19 protein-coding genes and 6 pseudogenes are annotated in these 22,888 nt (G+C 71.3%); 11 read left to right on the top strand and 14 right to left on the bottom strand.

Annotation, left to right across the window (positions count from 1 at the left end):
• Window positions 1–128 precede the first annotated feature (128 nt).
• A complete protein-coding gene (locus ACZ5GT_RS02190; RefSeq protein ID WP_469012894.1) occupies window positions 129–1,385 on the top strand; it encodes a PucR family transcriptional regulator in 1,257 nt (418 codons plus the stop codon).
• Window positions 1,386–1,701: 316 nt separating this feature from the next.
• Here the strand turns inward: ACZ5GT_RS02190 and ACZ5GT_RS02185 are convergent.
• Window positions 1,702–2,352: pseudogene (locus ACZ5GT_RS02185) on the bottom strand (ABC transporter permease); the annotation flags it as partial.
• Between the two features lie 179 nt (window positions 2,353–2,531).
• Window positions 2,532–4,031, bottom strand: a complete 1,500-nt coding sequence (locus ACZ5GT_RS02180; RefSeq protein ID WP_469012890.1) for a LuxR C-terminal-related transcriptional regulator — start codon at window positions 4,029–4,031, stop codon at window positions 2,532–2,534.
• 248 nt (window positions 4,032–4,279) lie between these two features.
• On the opposite strand from ACZ5GT_RS02180, the gene ACZ5GT_RS02175 reads away from it, so the two are divergent.
• Window positions 4,280–4,936 carry a cutinase family protein gene (locus ACZ5GT_RS02175; RefSeq protein WP_469012889.1) on the top strand — a complete coding sequence of 219 codons (657 nt, stop codon included), beginning with the start codon at window positions 4,280–4,282 and terminating at the stop codon, window positions 4,934–4,936.
• Here the strand turns inward: ACZ5GT_RS02175 and ACZ5GT_RS02170 are convergent.
• From ACZ5GT_RS02170 to ACZ5GT_RS02155, 4 genes are all read right to left on the bottom strand, one after another.
• Window positions 4,923–5,057, bottom strand: a complete 135-nt coding sequence (locus tag ACZ5GT_RS02170; RefSeq protein WP_469012886.1) for a hypothetical protein — start codon at window positions 5,055–5,057, stop codon at window positions 4,923–4,925. The genes ACZ5GT_RS02175 and ACZ5GT_RS02170 overlap by 14 nt on opposite strands.
• Window positions 5,058–5,231: 174 nt before the next feature.
• The gene (locus ACZ5GT_RS02165; protein WP_469012884.1) at window positions 5,232–5,462 is read right to left on the bottom strand and encodes a hypothetical protein; all 231 of its coding nucleotides are present in this window, start codon (window positions 5,460–5,462) and stop codon (window positions 5,232–5,234) included.
• A gap of 543 nt (window positions 5,463–6,005) precedes the next feature.
• The gene (locus tag ACZ5GT_RS02160; RefSeq protein ID WP_469012881.1) at window positions 6,006–7,190 is read right to left on the bottom strand and encodes a beta-ketoacyl-[acyl-carrier-protein] synthase family protein; all 1,185 of its coding nucleotides are present in this window, start codon (window positions 7,188–7,190) and stop codon (window positions 6,006–6,008) included.
• Window positions 7,191–7,318: 128 nt separating this feature from the next.
• Window positions 7,319–7,726, bottom strand: coding sequence for a hypothetical protein (locus ACZ5GT_RS02155; RefSeq protein WP_469012879.1), 408 nt, complete (start codon window positions 7,724–7,726; stop codon window positions 7,319–7,321).
• Between ACZ5GT_RS02155 and ACZ5GT_RS02150 the strand changes: the two genes are divergently transcribed.
• The 3 genes and pseudogenes from ACZ5GT_RS02150 to ACZ5GT_RS02140 all read left to right on the top strand — a co-directional run bounded on the left by ACZ5GT_RS02150 (window position 7,715) and on the right by ACZ5GT_RS02140 (window position 9,633).
• Window positions 7,715–8,578 carry a class II fructose-bisphosphate aldolase gene (locus ACZ5GT_RS02150; protein ID WP_469012875.1) on the top strand — a complete coding sequence of 288 codons (864 nt, stop codon included), beginning with the start codon at window positions 7,715–7,717 and terminating at the stop codon, window positions 8,576–8,578. The two genes, ACZ5GT_RS02155 and ACZ5GT_RS02150, sit on opposite strands and share 12 nt — an antisense overlap.
• A gap of 117 nt (window positions 8,579–8,695) precedes the next feature.
• Window positions 8,696–9,243: pseudogene (locus tag ACZ5GT_RS02145) on the top strand (NAD(P)-binding domain-containing protein); the annotation flags it as partial.
• Between the two features lie 42 nt (window positions 9,244–9,285).
• Window positions 9,286–9,633: an NAD-binding protein gene (locus tag ACZ5GT_RS02140; protein WP_469013140.1), complete on the top strand. Its 348-nt coding sequence runs from the start codon at window positions 9,286–9,288 to the stop codon at window positions 9,631–9,633.
• A gap of 317 nt (window positions 9,634–9,950) precedes the next feature.
• On the opposite strand, the gene ACZ5GT_RS02135 is transcribed toward ACZ5GT_RS02140, so the two are convergent.
• From ACZ5GT_RS02135 to ACZ5GT_RS02120, 4 genes are all read right to left on the bottom strand, one after another.
• Complete coding sequence (locus ACZ5GT_RS02135; RefSeq protein WP_469012871.1) at window positions 9,951–10,526, bottom strand: TetR/AcrR family transcriptional regulator; 576 nt, start codon at window positions 10,524–10,526, stop codon at window positions 9,951–9,953.
• 102 nt (window positions 10,527–10,628) lie between these two features.
• Window positions 10,629–12,782, bottom strand: coding sequence for an FAD-dependent oxidoreductase (locus tag ACZ5GT_RS02130; protein WP_469012868.1), 2,154 nt, complete (start codon window positions 12,780–12,782; stop codon window positions 10,629–10,631).
• Window positions 12,779–13,681: a VOC family protein gene (locus ACZ5GT_RS02125; protein WP_469012864.1), complete on the bottom strand. Its 903-nt coding sequence runs from the start codon at window positions 13,679–13,681 to the stop codon at window positions 12,779–12,781. The genes ACZ5GT_RS02130 and ACZ5GT_RS02125 overlap by 4 nt, the downstream gene beginning before the upstream one ends.
• Window positions 13,682–13,715: 34 nt before the next feature.
• Window positions 13,716–14,549, bottom strand: a complete 834-nt coding sequence (locus ACZ5GT_RS02120) for an alpha/beta fold hydrolase (RefSeq protein ID WP_469012861.1) — start codon at window positions 14,547–14,549, stop codon at window positions 13,716–13,718.
• A gap of 251 nt (window positions 14,550–14,800) precedes the next feature.
• Between ACZ5GT_RS02120 and ACZ5GT_RS02115 the strand changes: the two genes are divergently transcribed.
• The 4 genes from ACZ5GT_RS02115 (at window position 14,801) to ACZ5GT_RS02100 (ending at window position 18,769) form a co-directional block, all read left to right on the top strand.
• Complete coding sequence (locus ACZ5GT_RS02115) at window positions 14,801–16,342, top strand: bifunctional 3-(3-hydroxy-phenyl)propionate/3-hydroxycinnamic acid hydroxylase (protein ID WP_469012858.1); 1,542 nt, start codon at window positions 14,801–14,803, stop codon at window positions 16,340–16,342.
• Between the two features lie 149 nt (window positions 16,343–16,491).
• Window positions 16,492–17,454 carry a VOC family protein gene (locus ACZ5GT_RS02110; RefSeq protein ID WP_469012855.1) on the top strand — a complete coding sequence of 321 codons (963 nt, stop codon included), beginning with the start codon at window positions 16,492–16,494 and terminating at the stop codon, window positions 17,452–17,454.
• Window positions 17,455–17,504: 50 nt separating this feature from the next.
• On the top strand, window positions 17,505–18,341 hold the full coding sequence (locus tag ACZ5GT_RS02105) for an alpha/beta fold hydrolase (protein ID WP_469012852.1): 837 nt from the start codon (window positions 17,505–17,507) through the stop codon (window positions 18,339–18,341).
• Window positions 18,338–18,769, top strand: coding sequence for a lipocalin-like domain-containing protein (locus tag ACZ5GT_RS02100; RefSeq protein WP_469012847.1), 432 nt, complete (start codon window positions 18,338–18,340; stop codon window positions 18,767–18,769). Before ACZ5GT_RS02105 ends, ACZ5GT_RS02100 begins: the two co-directional genes overlap by 4 nt.
• Window positions 18,770–19,210: 441 nt before the next feature.
• On the opposite strand, the pseudogene ACZ5GT_RS02095 reads toward ACZ5GT_RS02100, so the two are convergent.
• Both ACZ5GT_RS02095 and ACZ5GT_RS02090 read right to left on the bottom strand, forming a co-directional pair.
• A pseudogene (locus ACZ5GT_RS02095) lies at window positions 19,211–19,627 on the bottom strand (hypothetical protein); the annotation flags it as partial.
• 88 nt (window positions 19,628–19,715) lie between these two features.
• Window positions 19,716–20,178, bottom strand: a pseudogene (locus ACZ5GT_RS02090) (IS5 family transposase); the annotation flags it as partial.
• Between the two features lie 41 nt (window positions 20,179–20,219).
• Between ACZ5GT_RS02090 and ACZ5GT_RS02085 the strand changes: the two are divergent.
• Window positions 20,220–20,948: pseudogene (locus tag ACZ5GT_RS02085) on the top strand (APC family permease); the annotation flags it as partial.
• Window positions 20,949–21,031: 83 nt separating this feature from the next.
• Window positions 21,032–21,181: a hypothetical protein gene (locus ACZ5GT_RS02080; protein ID WP_469012844.1), complete on the top strand. Its 150-nt coding sequence runs from the start codon at window positions 21,032–21,034 to the stop codon at window positions 21,179–21,181.
• A gap of 55 nt (window positions 21,182–21,236) precedes the next feature.
• Here ACZ5GT_RS02080 and ACZ5GT_RS02075 read toward each other — a convergent pair whose 3' ends face one another.
• A complete protein-coding gene (locus tag ACZ5GT_RS02075) occupies window positions 21,237–21,626 on the bottom strand; it encodes a hypothetical protein (protein ID WP_469012841.1) in 390 nt (129 codons plus the stop codon).
• 347 nt (window positions 21,627–21,973) lie between these two features.
• A pseudogene (locus tag ACZ5GT_RS02070) lies at window positions 21,974–22,635 on the bottom strand (ISAzo13 family transposase); the annotation flags it as partial.
• Window positions 22,636–22,888: the final 253 nt, after the last annotated feature.

Raw genomic sequence — 22,888 nt, 5'->3', positions numbered from 1 at the left:
TGGTGGGATCCAGGCGAACTTAGGGCCCACCGCCCCCGAGCGGCCACGGACGCGCGACACAAGGTCCTCGGCGGCTTTCGTGTTCCCGCCACAAACACCCCGGCCGAGCGGCGACGTATGGTGCGGTCATGCACTCACAGCAGGCGTTGATCCGCGGCGTCGGCGACCGCCTCTGGCAGACCCGGGAGCAGATCATCGCGGGCCTCTGGCAGGACATCCGCGCGCAGATCCCCGCTCTCGGCCAGGACGCGGCGTCGTGCTCCCTGCTCGAGGCGAGCATCACGGAGAACATCGTGGTCGCGATGAACTTCCTGCGGCAGGAGTTCGACGCCGACGACGTGGAGGCCCCGACGGCCGCTCTGGCCTACGCCCGCGTACTCGCCCAGCGTGACGTGCCGCTGTCCGCGCTGATCCGCGCCTACCGCATCGGCCACCTGCGGTTCCTCGACCACGCCTTCGCCTTCCTCGACGACCTGCCCGACGACGACCGGCTGCCACTCGTCGTCGAGCTGGTCCGCCGGTCGGCGCAGTTCCTCGACCAGATCTGCGAGCAGGTCGGACGCACCTATGAACGGGAACGCGACCGTTGGGTGGCCAGCCGGAGCGGGCTGCGTCAGCAGTGGGTCAATGAACTCCTCGGCGGTGGCCCGCTCGACCGCGCCGCCGCCGAGCGGGCGCTGCGCTATCCGCTGGACGCGGTGCACGTAGCGTGCACCCTGTGGCCGGTCGACCCGATGACATCCTTCGACCTCGTCTCCGCCGTGGACGACATGCGCGCTCATGCCGTGTCCGTGCTCAGGGCCTCCGCCGCGCTGGTGGTACCGACCGACGAACGCGAGGCGCGCCTGTGGCTGGCGCTGCCGGCGTCCGCCGGTGACCGGCTGGAGCGGTTCGCTCCCCCGGAGGGAAGCCCGCTGAACGCCGCCATCGGGCAGCCGGCAGCCGGCCTGACCGGCTTCCGCACGTCGGCGCGGCAGGCCGCCCAGGTCAGGGAGATCCTCGCCGCCCGACTCGGCGGCGCCAGGCAGTCCGACACCGCTCCCCGCCGGCCGCAGTGGGTGCGCTACGCGCAGGTGGCCCCCGTGGCACTCATGACCGCGGACATGTCCGCGGTCCGCGACTTCGTGTCGGCCACCCTGGGCGGCCTGGCGGCGACCGGTACGCGCAACGCCCTCCTGCGCGAGACACTGCAGGCCTTCCTCACCCATCACCGCAGCCACGCCGCCACGGCACAGCAGATGAGCCTGCACCGCAATTCGATCCAGTACCGGGTGCAACAGGCAACGGCCCTGCTCCCGCAGGGCGCCCAAAGCCTCGAGGACGACTTCAACGTCCGCACCGCACTCCTCGCCGCCCACTGGCTGGGCGACGCCGTTCTTGGGTGAGCGGGCCCGGCACCGGCGTCGGCAAAGAGCGGCGGCTCCATCCACGGCCTGCGCGGCTACAACCTCGACGACCAGACCCGCAGCCTGAGGATCAACCGTGACGACTGCGGGTGACGCCGCATCCAAGATGCCGGGGCCGGGCCGCGCTCCCTGCTCGAGGCCGACCCGGGCATGCGGGAAGCCTCCACCGCGACGGTCACGGTGCGGGAAACCCCGAGGAACATCCCGAGCGTCACCACGGTCCTGAGCGTGACGGCCCCGGCCAGGGGCGAGGCCGGTCCGACGCGTGCGGCGAGCCATCCCGCCGACGGGCCCCGGGCACCAGCACCTGCGTGTCGAGCAGGCTCACGGCCGCGTCGACTCCGGGGGCGCGGGCGGCCCGTCGGCGGCGTCGGCGGGCAGGCCCGCGGCGTTCGTGACGACGTGATCCGCGGTGATGCCGTCGCGGAGCTGCTCCGAGGCGACGTGGCTCTCGCTCGTGTGCATGAAGACGAGCGTCGAGGCGAAGGCCATCGCCAGCACGACCGGCGTCATCGCGGAGGCCGTCCAACGGGCGTTGGCGCGGGAGTCGGCCGCGGCCAGCGCCGCCGAGGCGCCGCCGCCGCGCAGCAGCAGACCGAAGAGCGCCGCGCACAGCGGGGCCAGGACCGGACCGAGCAGGGCGACAGCCGGCATGAAGAGCATCACGACGCCGAGGGAGGCATTCGCCGCGTCGGAACCGGCGGCGGAGGCGGCGACGCCGACGAGGACCGAGCCGCCGCCGACCGCGCCGAGACGGTGCGGATGACGCCCGGCCGCAGCCGTTCCACCGAGGCTTCGGCCGGCGCCTGGCCAGGCTTGGTCTTCGCGGGCCTGCGTCCGGCCGTCCAGCCGGCGCCGAGCGCCGTGAGCAGGCCGATCCCGACGCGGCGAGCAGCGCAAGCCCCGAGACGTGCAGATCGACCGCCTCCGGGACGGCCCCGCGGTCCCAGAAGGATGCCTGCCCTCCGCGGCCAGTTCGGACGAAGTGGGCGAGTTCTTCCTGACTCTCCCGTACCCGGCGATCCGGTCACTGGGAAGCGACTCCCCGCGGCGCAGCAGGCAAAGTCCGCTCCCGAGGGCGCGGAAAGCCCTCGGGAGGGCCGTACACCGCGTCGGCCACGGACGTCAGTCGTTCAGCAGGCGGGCGAGGTCGACGCGGGAGCGGGCTCTCAGCTGCGTGAACACGTTCCGCAGGTGGTATTCGACCGTACGGGTGCTGATCGCCAGTTCGCGAGCGACTTCGCGGTTGGTCGCTCCCTGCGCGACCTTGCGGGCGATGCGCAACTGCTGTGGCGTGAGGAGGCCGATCAGGCCGGGGTGCGGGGTGTCGCCCATCGCCTCTCCTGCCGCGCGGAGTTCGTCGCGGGCGCGTTTCGCCCAGGCGGCGGCACCGCATTGCTCGAATCCCACGGCCGCGTCCCGCAATGGCGGTCTGGCTTCCACGTGCCGCCGCCGGCGGCGCAGCCACATGCCGAAGGCAAGCAGGGTGCGGGCATGCTCGAAAGGACCGTCCACCATCTGGTGCAGGTCGAGCGCCTCCAGGAAGAGCACCTCGGTCCGGTCCGCGCGCGCCACGAGTGCTCGGCAGCGGCGGAGCACCGCAGGCGCCTGAGGATCCGCGCCCATGGCGGCCCACGCAGCGTACAAGTCGATCAGATCGTCCACGCAGCCGTTGCGTTCGGCGAGCACGGTCGCCTCGATGTGGCAGGGCACCGCCAGCACCCACAGGCCGAAGTGGCCCCGGCGGGGGCCGGGCCGGACGAGGAGCGAGAGCCGGGCGGCCGCGTGCTCGGGGTGACCATGGACGAGGTCGGCCCGGGCCTGCGCCCACTCGGCGAGCGTACGGACCTGGGCCAGCCCGTGCGGGTGCGCGATGTCGAGCGCGGTTCGCGCGTGCGCGGCCACCGTGTCGAGGTCGCCGGAGATGGAGGAGACCATGGCGAGGATGGCCGAGAGGTTCGCCGTGAGGTTGCGCATGCCGGGCGCGGCCCCCGCCGCGAGTCCGGTCTCGGCATGGGCGCGAGCCTGGTGGTGGCGCCCCGCCCGCAGCTCCGCGTAGGCAAGGTGCTCCAGTGCGCTCACCGCGAGAGGCCCCTCTCCGGCCGATCGCGCCGCAGCCAGGGCGAGGCCGAGGACATGGCGGGCCCTGGAAATGTCGCCGAGGAGCAGCGCGGCGCTCCCGGCGTTGAGCAGGTCCTCGGTGGCGTGGCGGGCCGAGAGCCGGTCCAGTGCCGGGCGGAGCAGGACGTTCGCGCGTCTGAAGTCACCTGTCATGACACAGCGCAGACCCGCGCAGTAGGCGCCCCAGGGGGACGTTACGGACTCCCGCGGCCCGGGAGCGGACTCCCCGGCATCCGCGCCGGAGCCGTCGACACCGTCCAGGGCGCGCAGGTACAGCTCATGGTCACCCGCCGACCACGCGGCGGAGGCGGCGCTCAACCGGGCCGCGATGGCGAGTTCGGGATCCTGCCGCTCCAAGCCGGCCGCCGAGAGCAGAAGGGAATGGTAGGCGTCCATGACCGGCCCGTCACGAAGGAGCCGCCGGCCCCGCTCGAACTCCTCCCGGGCCCGCTGCACCGCCCGGCCGTCCCTGGGCGGTGATTCTGTCTTGTCGCTCAGATCCATGCGCACCCTCGCTCTCTGTGATTCCTCCGTGAAGGAGTCACCCGTTACTACGGAAGTGACTACGAAGGTGTTCGGAATGCACCCGGCGGTTCTCGCTGCCGTTCTCGCCGCCAAGAGCCTCGTGGGACTGGTGATTTCACGGATGCTCAGAGAGCAGGGGCTTCCTACGTTCGTGCTGTGTCCTTCCTGTCGGCTCCCGGCCGGCGGACGCGGGGCACCCGAACCGACGCACGTGGAAGAGGTACCGCATGCCCATCTCCGCATTCTGGCGCCGTACGTCGATCGCCGGCGCCGCCGTGACCGCCGGCGCCGCCGCTCTGGTACTGCCGTCCGACGCCTCCGCGGCCCCCTGCCCGGATGTCGACGTGGTCTTCGCCCGGGGGACCGGCGAACGCCCCGGCCTGGGCATCGTAGGGGCGCCGTTGGTCGACGACATCAAGCGCAGGCTTCCCGGGAAGACGGTCGGCTCCCACGCGGTCGACTACGCCGCCAACGCCTCGCAGAGCAGCGCCGGACCGGGCGCGACGGCCATGACGGACCACGTCACGTCCGTCGCCGCCAACTGCGCCGACACCGTCTTCGTGCTCGGCGGGTACTCGCAGGGCGCCAGCGTCACCGACATCGCCCTGGGCATCCCCACGAGCCTGGGCAGGGGCCGGACCATCCCCACCGCCCTGGCACCCCGGATCAAGGCCGTCGTCGTCTACGGCAACCCGTTGCGTCTGCAGCGCCAGACCATCAACAGCGCGAGCAGCCTCTACGGACCGAAGGCCAAGGAGTTCTGCAACACAGGCGACCCGGTGTGCGCCAACGGTTTCAACTTCGCCGCCCATCTCGCCTACCCCCGCAACGGCAGCGTGCCGCAGGGCGGACAGTTCGCAGCGGACCGGATCAACAGGCCTTGACGACGACCGGGCAGGGGTCGATGCCGCGGGCGCGGTCAGCGGCCGTGCGTCCGAACAGGCCGCTGAACAGGCGCTGGACGGTCGCCGGCGCAAGCGCGGCGAGCAGGCCGACGCTGTGCACGCCGTAGGTCCTGTTGCGAAAGTCCTGCCTGCCCCGCGACGCCCGGCACGCACTCTCGCCGCGCCGGGCACAGACCCAAGTACATCCGGTACGAGGGCCTGGTGCAGCATGGCCATCGCACCTGCCGAGTCTCCGGACTCCGGATGAGCCGTGGGTCCTGCCGACCGGGAATGATCACGGCTGGATGACCAGGATGCCGATGCACTCCTGAAGCAGGGTGCCGCGGCGGGCGGGAGCAGGCCGACGGCGGCCGCAGCCATGCCACCCAGCGCGCTCTGCACGGCGTGCGCCGGGCGCGTTGGCGATGGCCACGGCATCGGCGAGGCGGTCCACGCGATCGGTGGTCAGGACGATGTCAGCGGCCTCGGAGTGCCCGGACAGGTGACTCGTGCCGGTGTTGGTCATCGGCGCAGTGGTCCGCGTTCGTCAAGAGGGTCCGTGTGCGGGGCAGTGGGCTGGGCCGAGGCGAAGGCGTTGGTGGGACGCACGGCACGGGTGTCGGCGGGCCCGGGGTGCGGCTGCGCTGTTACCCGGACGTGCACCGGGCACTGATCTGAGCGCGTCGGCAGGGGCTGTGCTCGTCCAGAGGTTCACGCAGGCCGGGCGGGCTGGTGGTCCTGGCTGTCCAGTACGGGCACATGCGCACGCAATGAGTGTCGGCTGCGCCGTTCGCGGCCGCGGCGTCAACACGAGCCGCGAAGCGTAGCCGATCCCGAGAAAGTCCGCCGCCGGGCGCAGAGGCGATGCGCTGCCAGGGCTCAGGTGCCGGTACCACCGGGGCCGCGAGGAGCCTTTGCCGCATCGCCTGCTGGTACGGGGACAACTCCGCCTCAGGGTCTGGCTGCTCGACCGTAGGTTCGTTCTTCGTCCGCTTCATCACGCAGCCATGATCCATACTTCAGCGGTTCGCCCCAACCCGGTTCCGAGCCCCGTCTCGCGCCGCGGAAGTCAGAGCCACTCCCCCTCCACGGCCGTGGCCGTCAGCCCGGGTGCGGCCGCGTACAGCACCGTACGGCTGCCGCTCTTCTGGCCGTCGTCGTACGCACGCCGCAGGATGTCGAACACAGCTGCGCCGCCGCGGTTGCCGGTGGCGTAGCCGGCCCGACTGTATGTCAGGAGCCGCGCCGGCCAGCCCTCGGGCATCGTCTGCTCCATGTACTCCAGCACCCGGGTTCCGCCGGGATGGGCGATCAGCAGGTCGGGATGCCAAGGGGGCTCGTCGTCCTGGTGGCGCGCGCGCAGCCACTGCCACATCGCGGTGACCGTCTGCTGCACGGCGCGCGGCCCGCGGCGGTCCATCACGAAGTGCACGCCGTCGGCCCGGGTGTCGAGCCGGTGCAGGTCTGCGGTCCCGGGCAGGGTGTGGTGCCAGGTCGCGTCCAGCCGCAGGATCGACTCGCTCCTCGGGCGGCCGGTGACCACCGCGGCGACCGCGGTGTCCGCGAACAGCAGCCGGACGATGAGGGATTCCAGCGTGTCGTCGGTGGGCTGGTAGGTGGTGCTCAGCGCCTCCGATATCACGACCAGCACCACCCGGTCGGGGTCCGCGGCGATCAGATCGGCCGCCAGTGCGAGCGACCGGGTCCCGGCGATGCACGCCCACTGGGCGGCCGGCAGCAGCAGCACGTCCGTGCGCAGCGGGAGTTGTTCGAACAAAGACAGGTCCAGCCCCGGCAGCGCCGGGGTGGTCGAGTGACTGGTGATCAGGCAGTCGACGTCGGCGGCCTCCAGCCCGGCCGTCTCAAGGGCGCCGCGGGCCGCACGCTCCCCGTACCGCTGCACCGCCGCCCAAGCCGACGCGGTGCGCTCCTCGATGGTCTGCGGTGCCGGTATCGCCTCCAGTGCGGCGATCACCCGGTCCACCTCCCGGTCGTTGAACCCCTCGTGGGCCAGAGCTTCACGGGCCGGGCCAGCGGCGGGAGTTCGCAAGCCGCTCCCGCTGCTGGGCGCGACGGCTGCCGCCAGCGGCTGCATCCACCCGCGGGATGCGATCCCGGTGCTCGCAGCCATGCCGTCGATCCGCGGCAGCCATGGCGCCTGCGGGTGTCGACTCCGTACCTCCGTCAGGATCTGGCGGGTCTCTACGACGTGTTCACCGTGCACCACAGCAGGAGGACACAGATAGGCGCTCACAACACGCCCCCTTCTCCGCGACACTTGACGGCCTTTTTTGTGGCCGAGATTCCCTCAAAACGGAGGATCATGGCCAAGAAGCCGTAATACCAATCTACTTCGCAGAGCGCCCATTGACTCCGGTCGGGTCAGCGGCGGGCGGTTCGGCGACGCAGCAGCGTCATGGTCGTGGCGCCGAGGACCAGGGCGCCGAGGCTTTGGCTGATCCATGGCAGGGCGGGAAAAGTGCCGGTGGCGGCCAGTGCCTGGTTCGCGGTCGTGGGGGCTGGTTGGCAGTCGTCCGGGGCCTGTCGTCCGGCCAGCCGTGCCCGCATCCACCGTCTGACGTCGGAGTAGGCCCGAGCGAGGAGGGCGTCGTGAGCGGCGCCTGGGTACGTGCGGTAGTGCACCCTGTCGCCGAGTTCGCACAACTCGTAGTCGAGCCGGTTGGTCGCCGGCGGCATGACGGAGAGGTCCTTGGTGCCCTGAAGCAGCAGGATCGGCCCGGATGAGAGGTGTCGCGCCGGCTCGTTGGTGGCAGCGTGATGCTGCTGCACGGAACCGACACCCTGAAGCAGGCCGCGGCCGCCGGTCACGCCCTGCCCGGGTTCGTCGCCTACAACCTGGAGACCGTCCAGGGCATCACGGCCGCCGCCGAGGCCGCCGGACGGCACGTCCTGATCCAGGCCGGCTCCAGTCCCTTCAAACACGCCGGGCGCGAGGCCCTGATGCGGCTGGCAGTGCACGCCGCCGGGGACTCCGCCGCCCGCCTCGGTGTGCACCTCGACCACAGCCGGGACCTGGACGAGATCACCGTCTGCCTGGAGGCGGGCTACACCTCCGTCATGGTCGACGGCTCCCACCTGCCGTTCGCCGAGAAGGTCGCGCTGACGAAGGAGGCGGTCCGGCGGGCTCGTGACCACGGTGCCTGGGTGGAGGCCGGACTCGGTGCCCTGCCGGGCGACGAGGACGTCTCCACCTACGCCGTCGCGCAGGCCGTGGCCATGACCGATCCGCAGCAGGCGGCCGAGTTCGTGGCCGCGACGGGCGTGGACGCGCTCGCCGTGGCCGTCGGCAATGTCCACGGCTTCACCAAGGACCCGGTCCGCCTCGATCTGGGGCGGCTGGCCGCGGTCCACGAGGCCGTACCGGTTCCGCTCGTCCTGCACGGTGCCAGCGGTCTGCCTGTCGAGGAACTGCACGGCGCCCTCGCACGCGGCGTCGCCAAGGTCAACGTCAACGCCGAACCGCGCCGCGCCTACCTGCAGGCCGTCCGTGCCGCGCTCCCGTCCGCACTGCCCGGCTCCGACACCGTCTCCCTGTGGGCGGCGGGCCGAGACGCGGTCCGGGACGCCGTCCTGGAGGTCATCGGCCGTCTGAGCCCCGCCGCCGAGGAAAGCGGCGCATGACCTCGTCCCCGTTCTGCTGACAACAAGCCGCAGTCCCCGGCCGTACGGCAGCAGACCGTCGTACGGCTCCCCACGGCATCGCCTCACCCGCGCGATCCGCCCCGAGAGCCGCCGGCCGTGCGCCATCCCCTCGCACGAACCGCGTCCGCGCGCCCTGCCCTCTCCCCCACCGGGCCGTTCCCACCCCGGTGTTCAACCCGCTCCTCTCCTCTTCTCCCCAGGAGGAAGAATGTCCGCCCGTCCCCGTCCCCGCACGGCCGTCATCGGTCTGGGCGCCATGGGACTTCCCATGGCGCGCCACCTGGCCGCCGAAGTGCCCCTCTCCGTCTACGACATCGCCGCCGACCGCGGGCCGCCCTGGCGGCCGAGGGCTGCCGCGACGCCGTGTCCCCGGCCGAGGCCGCCCGCGACGCCGACGTCGTCGTGCTCGCCGTGCGCGACCAGGCGCAGATCGAGGGCGCGCTGTTCGGTGAGAACGGCGCCGCCGAAGCCCTGCGTCCCGGCGCGGTCGTGGTCCTCACCAGCACCGTGGGCCCCGGGCGGCACGCAGCACCGCCCTGCGGCTCGCCGAGCGCGGTGTGCTGACCGTGGACGCCCCGGTCAGCGGTGGCCCCCAGCGGGCCGGCAACGGTGATCTGCTGATCGTCGTCGGCGCCGAAGACGTGGCCTTGAAGACGGCCCGGCCGGTGTTGGACCTGCTGGCCTCGATGCTCACGGTCGTCGGTCCGCGTCCCGGTGACGGCCAGGCCATGAAGGCCGTCAACCAAATGCTGGCCGGTGTGCACATCGCGGCCGCTGCCGAGGCGATCGCGCTCGCCCGCGGCCTCGGGCTCGACCCGGCAGCCGTCGTCGAGAGCCTCCAGCACGGCGCAGCCGGATCCTTCATGTTCGCCGACCGCGGGCCGCGCATGGTCCAGACGTACGGCGAGGGGCCCGATCCCGAGGTCAAGTCGCGGCTCGACATCTTCGTCAAGGACATGGGCATCGTCACCGGCATCGCGAAGGACGCACACGTCCCGGTGCCGCTGGTCGCAGCCGCCGAGCAGCTATGTTGATCTCGAACTGCCTGCGCACGGTCGCCGGGTCGGTGTTCTGCAGCGGGCCGGGAGCCGGTGAGCCCGCGGCGTTGTTGATCCCGCATCCCGGAGGCTCACACCTGACAAGGTATGCTCCATCACTCGTCGAAGCGAGAGGTGCGCGTCAAGATCCCGGCCCGGCCGAGGAAGCGACTTCCGGCTCTTGAGCATCGAGGGCTCCGGGCACGACCCGCACGGGTCGCACCCCGCCGAACGCCTCGAACCGCCCCCGGGAAGAACCCGATCCGGGGGCGGTTCGAAGTGACACGGTGACGGTGCGCGGGTCGCTGACCCGGTCACGCCTCGGGCGTGGACTCCGCGAGCGCGTAGAGGGCCTGGGCCGCCTCGGCCGCGAAGTGGTCCAGGTCCGGGACCTCTCCGGCGTGGTGGGCGAGGAACACCCCGTCGAAGAGCGGGAGCGCGACGGCCGCCACCCGGACCGCCGCGGCCCGGGCCCTGTCGCTCCCCCACGCCTCGAAGGCCTCCTCGAGGTTGGCGGTGAGGGCCTCGACCCCGGCCCGGCGCAGGTCGAACATGGCGCCCCGTGCCGCGTCGTCGCCTTCGATCCCGTTGATCGAGCCGTAGTACAGCCGCAGGAACCGCGGGTACTCGACCATCGCCTTCGCGCTCTCGGCGACGACCACCTGGAGGCGCGACTTGGGGCTCAGCGAGGGGTCCTTGGCGCGGGCGGCGCGGGCCGCTTCGAGGAACTCCGTCGCCCCTCGCCGCAGCACCGCCACGAACACCCCGGACTTGGAGTCGAAGTGGTAGTAGATGGAACTCGAGGCGACACCCGAGGTCTCGATGATCTCGGCCATGCTGGTGGCCGCGTAGCCCTGCGCGGCGAACAGGCGCTCCGCGGCGTCGAGCACTGCTTCTTGGGTCCGTCGGCCACGAGGCCGTTGTGCCCGGGGTGCCTTTGTCACGGCAAGCATCCTACGGGCGGCCCGGCCTCGTGACCGACGGGGGCTCGGTCAGATGATCTTGCGGATCAGCTCCTGGGCCTCGGTTCCCACCTGCCGGCCGTCGGCCCGGCCGGCGGTCCGGACGAACCAGCCGATCAGGTCGATGGCCGGCCGGGCCGCCGCCTCGCCCGCGAAGAGCGGGAACGAGTGCGTCGCGGTGTCCGCCAGCACCAGCCGGGCGGGCGTTCCGGCCTCGGTCGCGTTGCGGACGATCCGGACCGCGTCACTGGCGAGGGCCTCGTGCCGGGCGGCCAGCACCAGCAGCGGCGGCAGTCCCGCGAAGTCGCCGAACACCGGGGACACCCGCGGGTCGGTGGGGTCGAGCAGCTGGTAGTTGCTCGTCGCCATGTCCAGCAGCCGGTCGCGGTTGAGGAAGACGTCCGCGAAGCCGTTGACGGCCATGGACTCCCCGGACAGGGTCATGTCCGCGAACGGGGAGACCGCGGTGACCGACGCCGGCAGGTCCTCCCCGGCGTCGCGCAGGGCCATCACCGCGGCCAGGGCGATGGCCGCTCCGGAGGACTCGCCGACCACGTGGACGCGGCCGGCGGGGACTCCTTCCGCGGCCAGCGCCCGCAGGACCGCGGCGACGTCCTCGGCCGCGGCCGGCGCCGGGTGCTCCGGCGGCAGCCGGAAGTCCACCGAGACCACCGACGCCCCGGAGGCCGTGGCGATGGCGTCGGCCGGCCCGAGCGACGCCGCCGCCGACCCGGCCACGTACCCGCCGCCGTGGACGAGCACCACGGTGCCGGACGAGTCCGGCCCGCCGACCTCCAGGCAGGGCACACCGCCCAGCTCGCGGGCGCGCGCCCGCACGTCGGAGGCGAAGTGGCGCTCGATCCCCTTGCGCAGGCCCTCGTGCCCCTCGGCGAGGTCGTCGAAGGTGAACACGTCGGCCCAGCGCTGCTCGCCCAGGGTCTTGGGCCACACCGGTTCCGACGGCGCGCGCGTGCCGGGCATGGCCGGGTTGGCGGCCGGCGGCAGCGCCGCCTCGAGGACGGGGTCGTACCGGTAGACCCAGCCCCACTGGCTCTCCGCGAAGGGGTCGATCACGTCCTGGGCCTGCATGCGGCGCATGCCGCCCAGCCGCTTGAGCGGCTCGTGGGCGAACCAGAACTCACGCAGCGCGAGGACGCTCGCCTGGACCTTCGCGGTCCTGGGGCGGCGCACCGCCTCATAGTGCAGCAGTGCCTCCCGCAGGTCGGTGCCGGCCGAGCGGGCCGCGCCGAGGCTGCGCCCGAGGACGACGGCGTCCTCGACGGCCTGCACGGCGCCCTGCGCCATGTAAGGGAGCATCGGGTGCGCCGAGTCGCCCAGCAGCGTGATCCGGCGGTCGGTCCAGGTGGGCAGCGGCCGCCGGTAGTACATCGCGGTGATGAAGTTCTCGGTGCTGGCCTCGACCAGGCTCGCGAGCATGGGCTCGCAGCCGGCCATCGCCTTCTCGAGGTCCTCGTGCTCGCCGCGCTGCGACCAGGACTCGCGGCGCAGCTCGTCGGCGGGCACGAACGCCGCGAAGTTGAACAGTTCGTCGGGACGCGCCCAGTAGCCGACGGCGATGCGGTTCAGGCCCCGCCAGCCGTGGAAGCGCTGCTGGAGGTCCAGGTGGTGCAGGCGGTCGGCGGGGATCAGCGAACGCCAGACGACCATGTTGGCGAAGATCGGGTCGTCCACGCCGAACAGCGTCCGCCGGACCGCCGAGTGGACGCCGTCCGCGCCGATGACGAGGTCGGCGTCGAGGCGCTCGCCCGACTCCAGGACCACCGTCGCGCCGGCCTCGGTCTGCTCGACCGAGGCCACCTTGCTGCCGGTCCGCATGATCCCGTCGGGCAGGGCCCGCAGCAGGACGTCGAGCAGGTCGGCCCGGTGGGCCTCGTAGGCCTGGTCGCCGAAGTGCTCCATCAGCGGGTGCTCGTGCACCAACTCGCCGGACTCGAACTGCATGATCCGGTAGGACTTCGCACGCACCGCACGGGAGTGGAAGTCGTCGAGCACTCCGAGGTACCGCAGCGCCCGGGTGCCGTTGGCCGAGACCTGGAGGCCGGCTCCGACCTCGCTGATCGCCGGGGCCTGCTCCACGACGGTGACGTCGAAGCCCTCCCGGGTCAGGGCGAGGGCCGTGGCGGCACCACCGATGCCGCCTCCCACCACACAGATACGCGTCACGACATCGCCTTCCAGACCGGCACGCCCGGAGCGGGGGAACCGTCGGCCATCCAGTGGCCCCAGTTGCTGATCGCGGTGTAGTGGCCCACGGTCCAGTCGTCGCCGACGACCCGGCCGTTGCAGCCGTACTCGACCAGGAACCCGGATGGGGTGACCGAGTAGAACGACACCATGTGGTCGTTGGAGTGCTCCCCGATCTCCATGGCGAGCGGTGCGGTCCCGGCCCGTACGGCGTCCAGCGCCCGGCCGACGTCCTCCAGCTCGCTCACCTCCAGCATGAGGTGGCCGATGCCGACGCCCGCCTCCGGGATCCACCCCGCGGCGATGGTGTGGTGGCGCTCGTTGCAGTGCAGGAAGTGGGTGTCGGGGCCCGGGGAGGCGATGGTGTCCGTGAGTTCGAAGCCGAGGACGTCCTGGTAGAAGGCGGCGGTGGCGGCGGGGTTCGGGGAGGACAGGAACAGGTGGCCCAGGCCCATGTCGCCGGCCACGAACCGCACGCCGGTCGGGGAGACGAACCGGGAGTGGTCGCCGACCCGGCCGTAGACCAGCTCGATGGTGTTGCCGTCGGGGTCCTGGGTGACGAAGAGCCGCTTGGCGTGGCGCCGGTGGGCGAGGGCGGGGTCCTCGGCGACGGCGACGCCGGCGGCCGCGACCCGCTCGGCCAGGGCGAGCAGGTCGCCCTCCGTGTGCGTGGTCAGGCCCATGGCGAGCATGCAGCCGGGGCCGGGCTCGCCCTCCTGCACGGCGATGCGGTAACTCGCCTCGTCCATACGGAAGTAGGCGGTGTCCCCTTCGGTCGCCACGTGCTCCAGGCCGAGCACCTCGGTGGCGTAGATGATCCAGGCGCCGATCGGTCCGCGGAAGACCGCGTAGGACAGAGCGCTCACGGTGTTGCTCACAGTTGTTTCCTTCTCGTGGGGTCGGGTCGGGTCGTCAGTTGTCGAGGACGAAGTCGGTGACGACCTTGTTGAACCGGTCGGCGTACTCGATCTGGGCCCAGTGACCGCACTGGTTCCACAGCAGCAGCTGGGCCCTGGCCACGTGCGAGACCAGTCGGAGGCTGTTCTCGAAGCCGACGACCCGGTCGTCGCGGCCGTGTATGGCCAGCAGCGGGGCGGTGATCCGGGCGAGTTCGCCGGGGGCCGTGGTCAGGTAGGGACGGATGAACGGCGGCCCCTGGTTGGCGATGAACTCCGTCAGGTGCTCGGGACGCTCCAGGGCGGCGGCCGACCGGATCTCGGCGAGCTCGTCGGTCGCGAAGGACGGGTCGAAGCACATGATCTCGACCAGCCGCTTGAGGGTCGCCGGGCTGGGGTCGTGGTAGCCGGCGTTGAGGATCTTCAGCCCCTCGGAGGGGCCGTTGCCCGCCGAGTACAGGTTGGTCCCCGGGACCGGCGCCCCCATGGTGATCAGGTGGCTCACCCGCTCGGGGTGCGCGAGCGCGGTGCGGATGGAGTTCATCCCGCCCATCGAGTTGCCGACGAGGGCGGCCTTCTCGATGCCGAGGGCGTCGAGCATCCCGGTGACGGTGGCGACGGGGTCCGGCGCCTTGGTGATGGAGTCGCTTCGCCCCCACCCCGGCATGTCGGGCGCGATCACCCGGAAGTGCTCGGCCAGGGGCCCGATGTTCCGGGCGAAGTTGCTCATACCGGTGGCGCCGGCCCCCGCCCCGTGCAGCAGCAGGACCGCGGGCCCTCGGCCGACGTCGTGGAGGTGCACCCGCACGCCGTCGACGTCCAGGTAGCGGCCGATCGACTCGTTGGACATGGACATCCTTTGCTCAGGCGGTTCGCTGCCCGGATCGGAGAGGTTTGTGGGAGTGGAAGATCCGCTCGGGATCTCGTCGCGGCTCTTCGAAGCGAACCGTTGAATTGGATGGATCGTTCCAGTAGCGTTTCGGCGCTGTCAACCTCTCTGGTGCACAGAGCCGCAAATTTTGGATGGATTGTTCCAGCAGCATTTCGCCTGCTGACGCTCCGGCCCAGAGACAACCCCAGAGACAAGGAGGTGCGCGAGAAATGAGCAGTGCGAACACCTACGACGCCGATGTCGCGATCATCGGCTTCGGACCCAGCGGCGTCTCCGCCGCGAACGCGCTCGGCGCGTACGGCATCTCGGCCGTCGCCTACGAGATCGACAAGGACATCTACCCGCGGGCACGCGCCGTCACGGTCAACGCCTGGACGATGCGTCACTTCCAGTCCGTCGGCCTGGCGGAGGCCGTCGGCAAGCACCTCGACCCCACCCGCGCGCTGCGCTGGAAAACGTATGACGGCGTCGAGATCATGCGGATGGAGCTGCCGCCGACACCGTTCGGTTATCTGAACGCGTATCAGATCTACCAGCCGCTGTTCGAAAAGGAGCTGCGCGCCGGTCTCGACCGGTTCCCGGAACTGATCACGGTCCACTACGGAGTCGAGGTCGGCGACATCGTCCAGGACGAGGACGGCGTCACCCTCACCTCGCGCGACCTGGCGACCGGTGAGCAGAGCACGGCGCGCTTCAAGTACGTGCTCGCCTGCGACGGCGGCTCCAGCCGGACCCGGACCCGGCTCGGCGTCGAGATGCGGGGCGACACCGTCGACATCCGGTGGATCGTCATCGACGCCCGGGTCAAGCGCTGGTGGCCCGACCGGAACCTGCTCACCTTCTGGTCGGACCGGAAGCACCCCGTCGTCGACATCGCCCTCGGCCGCGGCAACCACCGCTGGGAGATCCCCCTGGAGCCCGGCGAGACGGACGCCGACTACGCGACCGACGAGCAGGTCTGGCCGCTGCTGGAGCGGATGGGCATCACCCGCGACGACGTCGACATCCACCAGTGCGCCTTCTACAGCCACCATGTGCGCATGGCCGACCGCTGGCGGGTGGGACGCGTCTTCCTGGTCGGTGACGCCGCGCACCTGATGCCCCCGTGGGCCGGCTCGGGCATGCAGTCGGGCATCCGGGACGCGTTCAACATCGCCTGGAAGCTGCGCGAGGTGCTCGCCGGGCGCCTGCCCGACAGCCTGCTCGACACCTACCAGGCCGAGCGGCAGCCGAACGTCGGCTTCTACACGGACGTCTCGGTGCACCTCGGCCGGATCATCACCCAGCAGCTGAGCGAGGAGGAGCAAGCCGCCCTGGCGCCGAAGCCCGACGAGGAGCAGGAGCTGCCTCCGCTGCTGTGGCCGCCGTTCATCGAGGGCGGCTGGCTCACCGGCCCGCCGGCCCCGGACAGCGCCGTCGGCAAGATGATCCCCCAGCCGGTCGCGTCCGACATCCACGGCCTGCTGCGACCGCTGGACGAACTGCTGGGCAACGGCTTCGTCCTGCTCGGCGACGGCGTCGACCCGGCGACCCTGCTGAGCCGGGAGGCGAAGGCCGCCTGGGACGCCATCGGCGCCCGCTATGTGGCGGTGCGCCAGGTCGACCAGCGCAGCGAGGGTCCCGACGACATCATCGATCTCGACGGGACGCTGCTCGCCTGGATGCGCGAGTACGAGGCGACGGCGGTGGCCGTGCGACCCGACCACTTCGTCGCGGCCGCGAGCCCGTCCGGCCTCGAACGGCCCGCCTGACCCCCGCGCCGCTCCGCCGCCCTGCCCACCGGCCACTCGTGGGCAGGGCGGCGCCACCGGCGGCCGCCACCGTGGCGGCCGCCCCGACAACGACCGCCGCGCCCTGCCTCCACCAGGTGCGGGGCGCGCGGCGCAGGAAAGGAGTCACCATGGTGCTGCAGTCGCTGGGCTACGTCGGGCTCACCTCCACCGGCCTCGACGAGTGGACCCATCTGGCCTCCCGCGTGCTGGGCATGCAGGTCGCGGACAGCTCCCGGAAGACCACCTCGTTCCGGATGGACGATCACCGCCAGCGGCTGGTGATCGACGGCTCGGGCGGGCCGGGGTACTTCGGCTGGGAGACCGGCTCCGCGGCCGCCCTCGACGAGCTGGCGGACCGGCTCGACGCGGCGGGCGTGCGATACGCCCCCATGTCGGCGTCCGAGCGGTCGCAGCGGTTCGTGACCGACGGCATCGTGTTCCTCGACCCGGTCGGCAACCGCGTCGAGGTGTTCCACGGCGCCGCGACCGCCACCGAGCCGTTCGTCCCCGGGCGGGCGATCTCGGGCTTCCGGACCGGCCCGCTCGGGCTCGGGCACGCCGTGCTGACCACGGCGGACGCCGAGCCGATGGTGCGGTTCTACCGGGACCTGCTCGGCTTCCGGCTGAGCGACTACTGCCACGAGCCCTTCAAGGCGTACTTCTTCCACCTCAACCCCCGGCACCACAGCCTGGCGATCATCGAGACGGGCGCTCCCGGCATCCACCACCTCATGGTCGAGATGCAGGGCATCGACGACGTCGGCCAGTCCTACGACCTCGCCTCGCAGCTCGCCGACGGGGTGAACGTCACGCTGGGCCGCCACTCCAACGACCACATGTTCTCCTTCTACGCGAACACCCCCGCCGGCGTGCTCATCGAGTGCGGCTGGGGCGGGCGGCTGATCGAGCCGACCGGCTGGGTGCCGGAGGAGTTGACCATCGGCCCCAGCCTGTGGGGCCATGAGCGCCACTGGCTCCCCGAGGACAAGAGGGAGCAGGCGCGGCGCATGCGCGAACAGGCCGCCGCCCTGGGCTGCCGGGCCCCCGTGCACGTGCACGGCGACAACTACGACGTGTCGGACGCGAGTTGAGCGACGTCGCGCCACCCCGTCCGATCCCCGACTTCCTCAGGAAACATCCCATGACGAACGACATCCCCGAGCTCGGAACCACGCTGAACCTGGGCGAGCTGCGAGTGAACCTGCACGACACCGGCACCGGGCAGCCGGTCCTGCTCATCCACGGCTCCGGCCCCGGCGTCAGCGCGTGGGCCAACTGGCGCGGCGTCATCCCCCGGCTGAGCCCGCGGCTGCGTCTCATCGCCCCCGACATGGTCGGCTTCGGGTACACCGAGGCGCCGCAGACCAGGTTCGACATCGACCTCTGGCTGCGACAGCTCACCGGCGTCCTCGACGCGCTGGGCGTCGGCCGCTGCTCGATCATCGGCAACTCCTTCGGCGGCGCGATGGCGCTGCACTTCGCGCACCGCTTCCCCGAGCGGGTCGACCGGCTGGTGCTGATGGGCCCGGTCGGCACCGCCTTCCCCATCACCGAGGGCCTGGAGAAGGTGTGGGGCTACGAGCCGTCGCCGGAGGCGATGGAGGCGCTGATGGACGTGTTCGCCTACGACACGTCGTTCGTGACGCAGGACCTCATCCGCTCCCGCTTCGAGGCCAGCCGCCGCCCCACCGTCCAGGAGCGCTACGCGGCCCTGTTCCCGGCGCCCCGGCAGCGCTGGGTCGACGCCCTGGCCCTCGACGACCGGTCGCTCGGTGAGATCTCCTGCGACGTGCTGATCGTCCACGGCCGCGACGACCGGGTGATCCCCCTGGCCGCCTCGCGGCGACTGGTCGAGCTGCTCCCGTCCGCGCGTCTCGAGGTCGTCCCCGAGTGCGGGCACTGGGTCCAGATCGAGCACCTCGACGAGTTCTGCGACCTCGTCACCGATTTCCTCCCCACGAACGGAGCGTCCCGATGAAGCAGACCGACGTCGAAGGCACCTGGCGCCTCGTCACCTGGTCGCAGGAGTACGACGACGGCCGACGGGTCCACCCCATGGGCGAGGACCCGACCGGCTGCCTCACCTACACCCCGGACGGACGGGTCACCGTTCTCATCACCGCGGCCGACCGCCCGTCGTTCGTCACCGGCGGACAGTGGGACGCCGACGTCGAGGAGCGCGCCCGCGCCTACGACACCTGCCTGGCGTACGGGGGGAGGTACGAGCTGGCCGAAGGCCAAGTGCGGCACCACATCGAGGTCAGCCTGTTCCCGAACTGGGTCGGCGCCGTGCAGGTGCGCACGGCGCGACTCGTCGACGGGGAACTCCACTTGACCGCCCGCTTCGAGGAGGGCACCGGCCAGGCCCGCACGGCCCGCCTGGCCTGGCGGCGGCAGACCGCCTGACGGCACGGCCCGCGGCCGCGGGCCAGCTTCCGTCAGTCGAACGGGAGGGACACCTTCTCGAGCGGCGGCGCCGCGGGCAGCGCCCCCGTGCACCAGGGCGTCAGCGAACAGCCTCGGTCCAACTGGCCGTTCGCTATCTGTTCGCGTGCTCGGCCTGATTCGAACGGGGTCCTGGATCGGGTGAGTTGGTCGACGTGCAGGCATGAAAGAAGGGCCTCTTGGTAGCTCGCGGTTGTCGAGTCCAGCGAGGAGCAAGAGGCCCTGTTGTCGAAGTGTCGCGTGGTCGTGGGTGCCGGGTGCAGTCCGTCCACTCCTGGGTGTGACTGTCTCGCCCACAGGTTCGGGAACGCGGCCGACCGGCCGGAGCGCCGACCTGCCCATCGTCTCATCGACGGTCCGGCAGGTCTCCAGCAGATGGCGCAGGACAATGGGAAGGGCGAATCCTCGCCCCTGGACGAACCGCCCGCCGAAGATGAGCGACACCGCGAGGCCGGCGTTGTTCATGCTGTCCAGCAGACCCCACCCGCCTTCCTGCATACCGATCACAGGGCGGAGGAAGTGGGAGGAGACGATGATGCCTTCACAGCGTTCGGGAGCGAAGTCGTAGTTTCTGAGCAGAGTGCCCCTGCGGCCGATCTGGGTGCAGCCGGAGTAGAACGGCCGCACCGCGCCATGGTGAGAAGCGTTCTGGCCCGAGGTGAGGCCAATTGGCCGGCGAGCTGGTCGAGTGCCGGGACCAGTTCGGGCATGTGGTCCTCGAAGAGTCGCCGGGCGCGGGCTGCGCCCTCGGGTCTCTGGCCCTCCTCGGTCAGCCAGTTCTCCGCGCTTGCCATTGCCGGCCGGACGTGCTCGGCCCATCGCCCGTCGCCGCCGTCACCGATCTCGATGGCGTGGAACGCCTTGACGTATCGGCTCATGACGTAGGACTCAACTCTCTTTTCAGCCCTCATTTCAATACCCGCAGGCGCCGCCAGCAGATGAGCGCACAGGCGAGGGTGAGGAAGGCTTCGTGGATGTCGTCGCGGATCTCCCAGCGGATCCGCAGGCGGCGGAACCAGTGCAGGTGGGCGAACGCGCGCTCCACGACCCAGCGTCGGGTGCCGAGGCCGGAGCCGTGCTCGGTGCCGCGGCGGGCGATCAGCGGTTTCACGCCGAGGTCCCGGACCAGTCGGCGGTACTTGTCGTGGTCGTAGCCTCGGTCGGCCAGCACCACGTCCGGGCGGCGCCGGGCCGGCCACGCTTGCCCCGTACCGGCGGTACGGCCTGGAGGAGGGGATCATCTGGGTGACGCCGTTGCGGTCGCCACCGGTCAGGGTGGCGGCGAGCGGGATGCCGGTGGCGTCGGTGATCAGATGGTGCTTGCTGCCCGTCCCGCCCCGGTCAATGGGGCTTCGTCCCGTCTTGGAGCCCCCTTTACGGGCCGGGGAAGCACGCACCTCCGGGCGCCACCTACCTCGCCGTCGGCTTCCTCGGCCTCTTCTACACGTTCGTCGTCTGGGTCATCGTGCAGGCGTTCGGCAACGACGGCGCGGTCGGCGCAGCAGCCAAGAACCCCGCCGAGATGTTCTTCACGGCCATGACGCACTACGTGGGCGCCTGGGCCACCGACCTCCAGCGCATCCTCATCATCACCAGCCTGCTGGCCTCCCTGCTCGCGTTCCACAACGCCATCACCCGCTACGGATACGCCCTCGCCACGGAACACGCCCTGCCCGCCTCCCTGGCCCGCATCCACCCCCGGCACGGTTCCCCGTGGATCGCCGGCATGGCCCAAAGCATCCTGGCCGCCGGGACCGTGACGGTGTTCGCCGTGATCGGCGCCCAGCCGTACAACCAGTTCATGCTGTGGGTCAACACCCCTGGCGTGATCGGCATCCTCGCCCTGCAACTGCTCGCCGCCTGCTCCGTCGTCGCCTACTTCCGCCGCAACCCCGCGCTGCGCGGCGAGGGACGGCTACGCACCCTCGCCGCCCCCGGCGCCGCCGCCGTCCTGCTCGCCGCGGCCACCGCACTGGTCTGCACTCGCCTCAACCTGTTCACGGGCGCCGGCCCGGCCGTCAACTGGACACTGGCCGCACTCACCCCGGTCGTCTTCCTCACCGGCGTCGTCCTCGCCGCCCGGATGCGCCGCTCCCGACCGGACGTCTACGCCCGTCTCGCCACCACCGACATCGACTGAGCGCCGGTTCCGGCCCCGCACGACGGCCTACGACGGCTTCTTCGGTACCCGGCCGAGACCGGGTACCGAAGAGGCCGCACCCGTTGGCCCGCTGCCCTGCCGACGGCGCCCGCGCAGGCTGGGCCGCCGGTGACGACTCCGCGGACGAAGGCACCCGAGCCAAGCTGAAACGCCTGGTCAAAATCGGCATCCTCACCGAAGCCGACACCGGCAGCTTCACGGGCTCCCCCTGAAGACCGCACCCGGATGATCCGTCCGGGGTTGCGCCTGGCCAAGGGGCACCGGTACTCACCTCTCGGGGTCGGACCAACTCGCCACAAGTGCTCGCCGATCCGGAAAGCGGGGACCGGGGACCATCTCCCGGGTGGTCTCGCCGTTGAGCCAGCACACTTGCTCGGGACCGCCGTCGCCGGTGTCGAACAGGCAGCACACTCCGCCGCTGGCGGCGGCGAGGTCGGTGAACACCTTCCTGATGTTGGTCGACCGCGCGAACAAGCGGCTCATCCCCGACGTCGCCGCCCAGCACTCCACCGACGCGTAACCAGGGTGCAGGAAGGACTCGAACCGGATCGTCGCGTAGACGTACCCAACCTGGATGCGCCCGTCCGCCTCGGGTTCGGGGCCGCCCGTCTCCGCGTACGCGCGCAGTGCGTCATCGACGTCGAACATGATGGACATGTCGAGCTCGAGCGTGCTGCTCGTGGAGCAGTCGACCGGCTCGCTCTGAAGTGGGACGTGAACGGGAGGACGAGCCGGTCACCGCCGGGCAGGGTGAGCTCGAGCGGCGGCAGGCGCGGGGCCGGTGGCGCCGGCTCGGTCAGATTGGCCAGCGCCTTGGCTTGCTCCTTGACTGCGTGGGTTCACCCACCCAGTCCCCGCTCGTGGACCGGCGGATTCCACCCACGCTCACAGGCAATGGCAGAAGCACTCAAAGGCTCACGGACCGTCTTCCAAGAAGGCGGAAGAACAGCCGGACGCCGGCGGAGGAAGCCGGGCATGCGGGCCCGGACCGCATCCACCGGATGGTCATGGACGTTCACCGGCACCGCATCAGCTGCAGGACGCCACTGGCGGCCGTGGTTCTTGAACTCGCCGCGAGTTCCTTCTTCTTGGTGTCCACGCTGATCACCGGCTGGCCGGCATTCCGGTGATCACGAGCCTGTTCGTTGAGACAGCGGAACTGGGCGTCCCGGTCGGGATGCCGGCTTCCCTCGATGGTCTTCGCGTTGGCCTGCAGACTGAAGCCTTCCTCTCGCAGCAGGTCCGCGACGGTGTCCGCGCTGACTTTGTGCCCCGCCCGGGCAAGCTCCCGCGCCAGGGTGCGGGTCGACTTCACCCTCCACCGCAGCGGCGACATCGGATCGCCCCGGTCGTCCGGCTCGACCAGCGCCAGGAGGGCCGGCCGCAGCCCCGGATCGAGATCTGCGACCCTCTTGCGGCCTCCGCCCGGCCGCCGTACCCGCCCCAGGGGCTCCTCGCCGGCTTCCAACTCGGACACGCCCTCGCGGACCGTGGTCTCACTCACCGAGGCCGCCCGCGCGACGGCCCGAACACCGCCGTGTCCCAGGACACGGCCTCTGCGGCCATCAGCAGCCGTCGCTGCGCGAGGCTGCCGCTCATCCAGATGCTGGAACAACACCGCTAACCTCATGGCGAGTTGGGCACAGATCTCGTCCAGGATGCGCATATCACATCACCGAGCCACGAGATGGGAAGCATGATCCGCAAGCACTCTTCGCGCTGCGGTAGGTGTTCTTCTGCGCGCACTTGTTCACCGCAGCCGTCACGTTGTCGGCGGCCACGTCGGCGGCCATGACGGGTGCCGTCGCGGCGGCCACGAGCAACCTGTTTCACGGTGTACCCCCTGTGGTGCGCCGGAAGGCTCACGGCGCTCGGTAATGTCCGGCGTGCCGGCGCGCGGTAGCCCTCGACGCCACGCC

The organism is Streptomyces sp. NPDC031340 (assembly GCF_055569945.1).
This window is presented reverse-complemented; position numbering and strand designations above follow the sequence as displayed.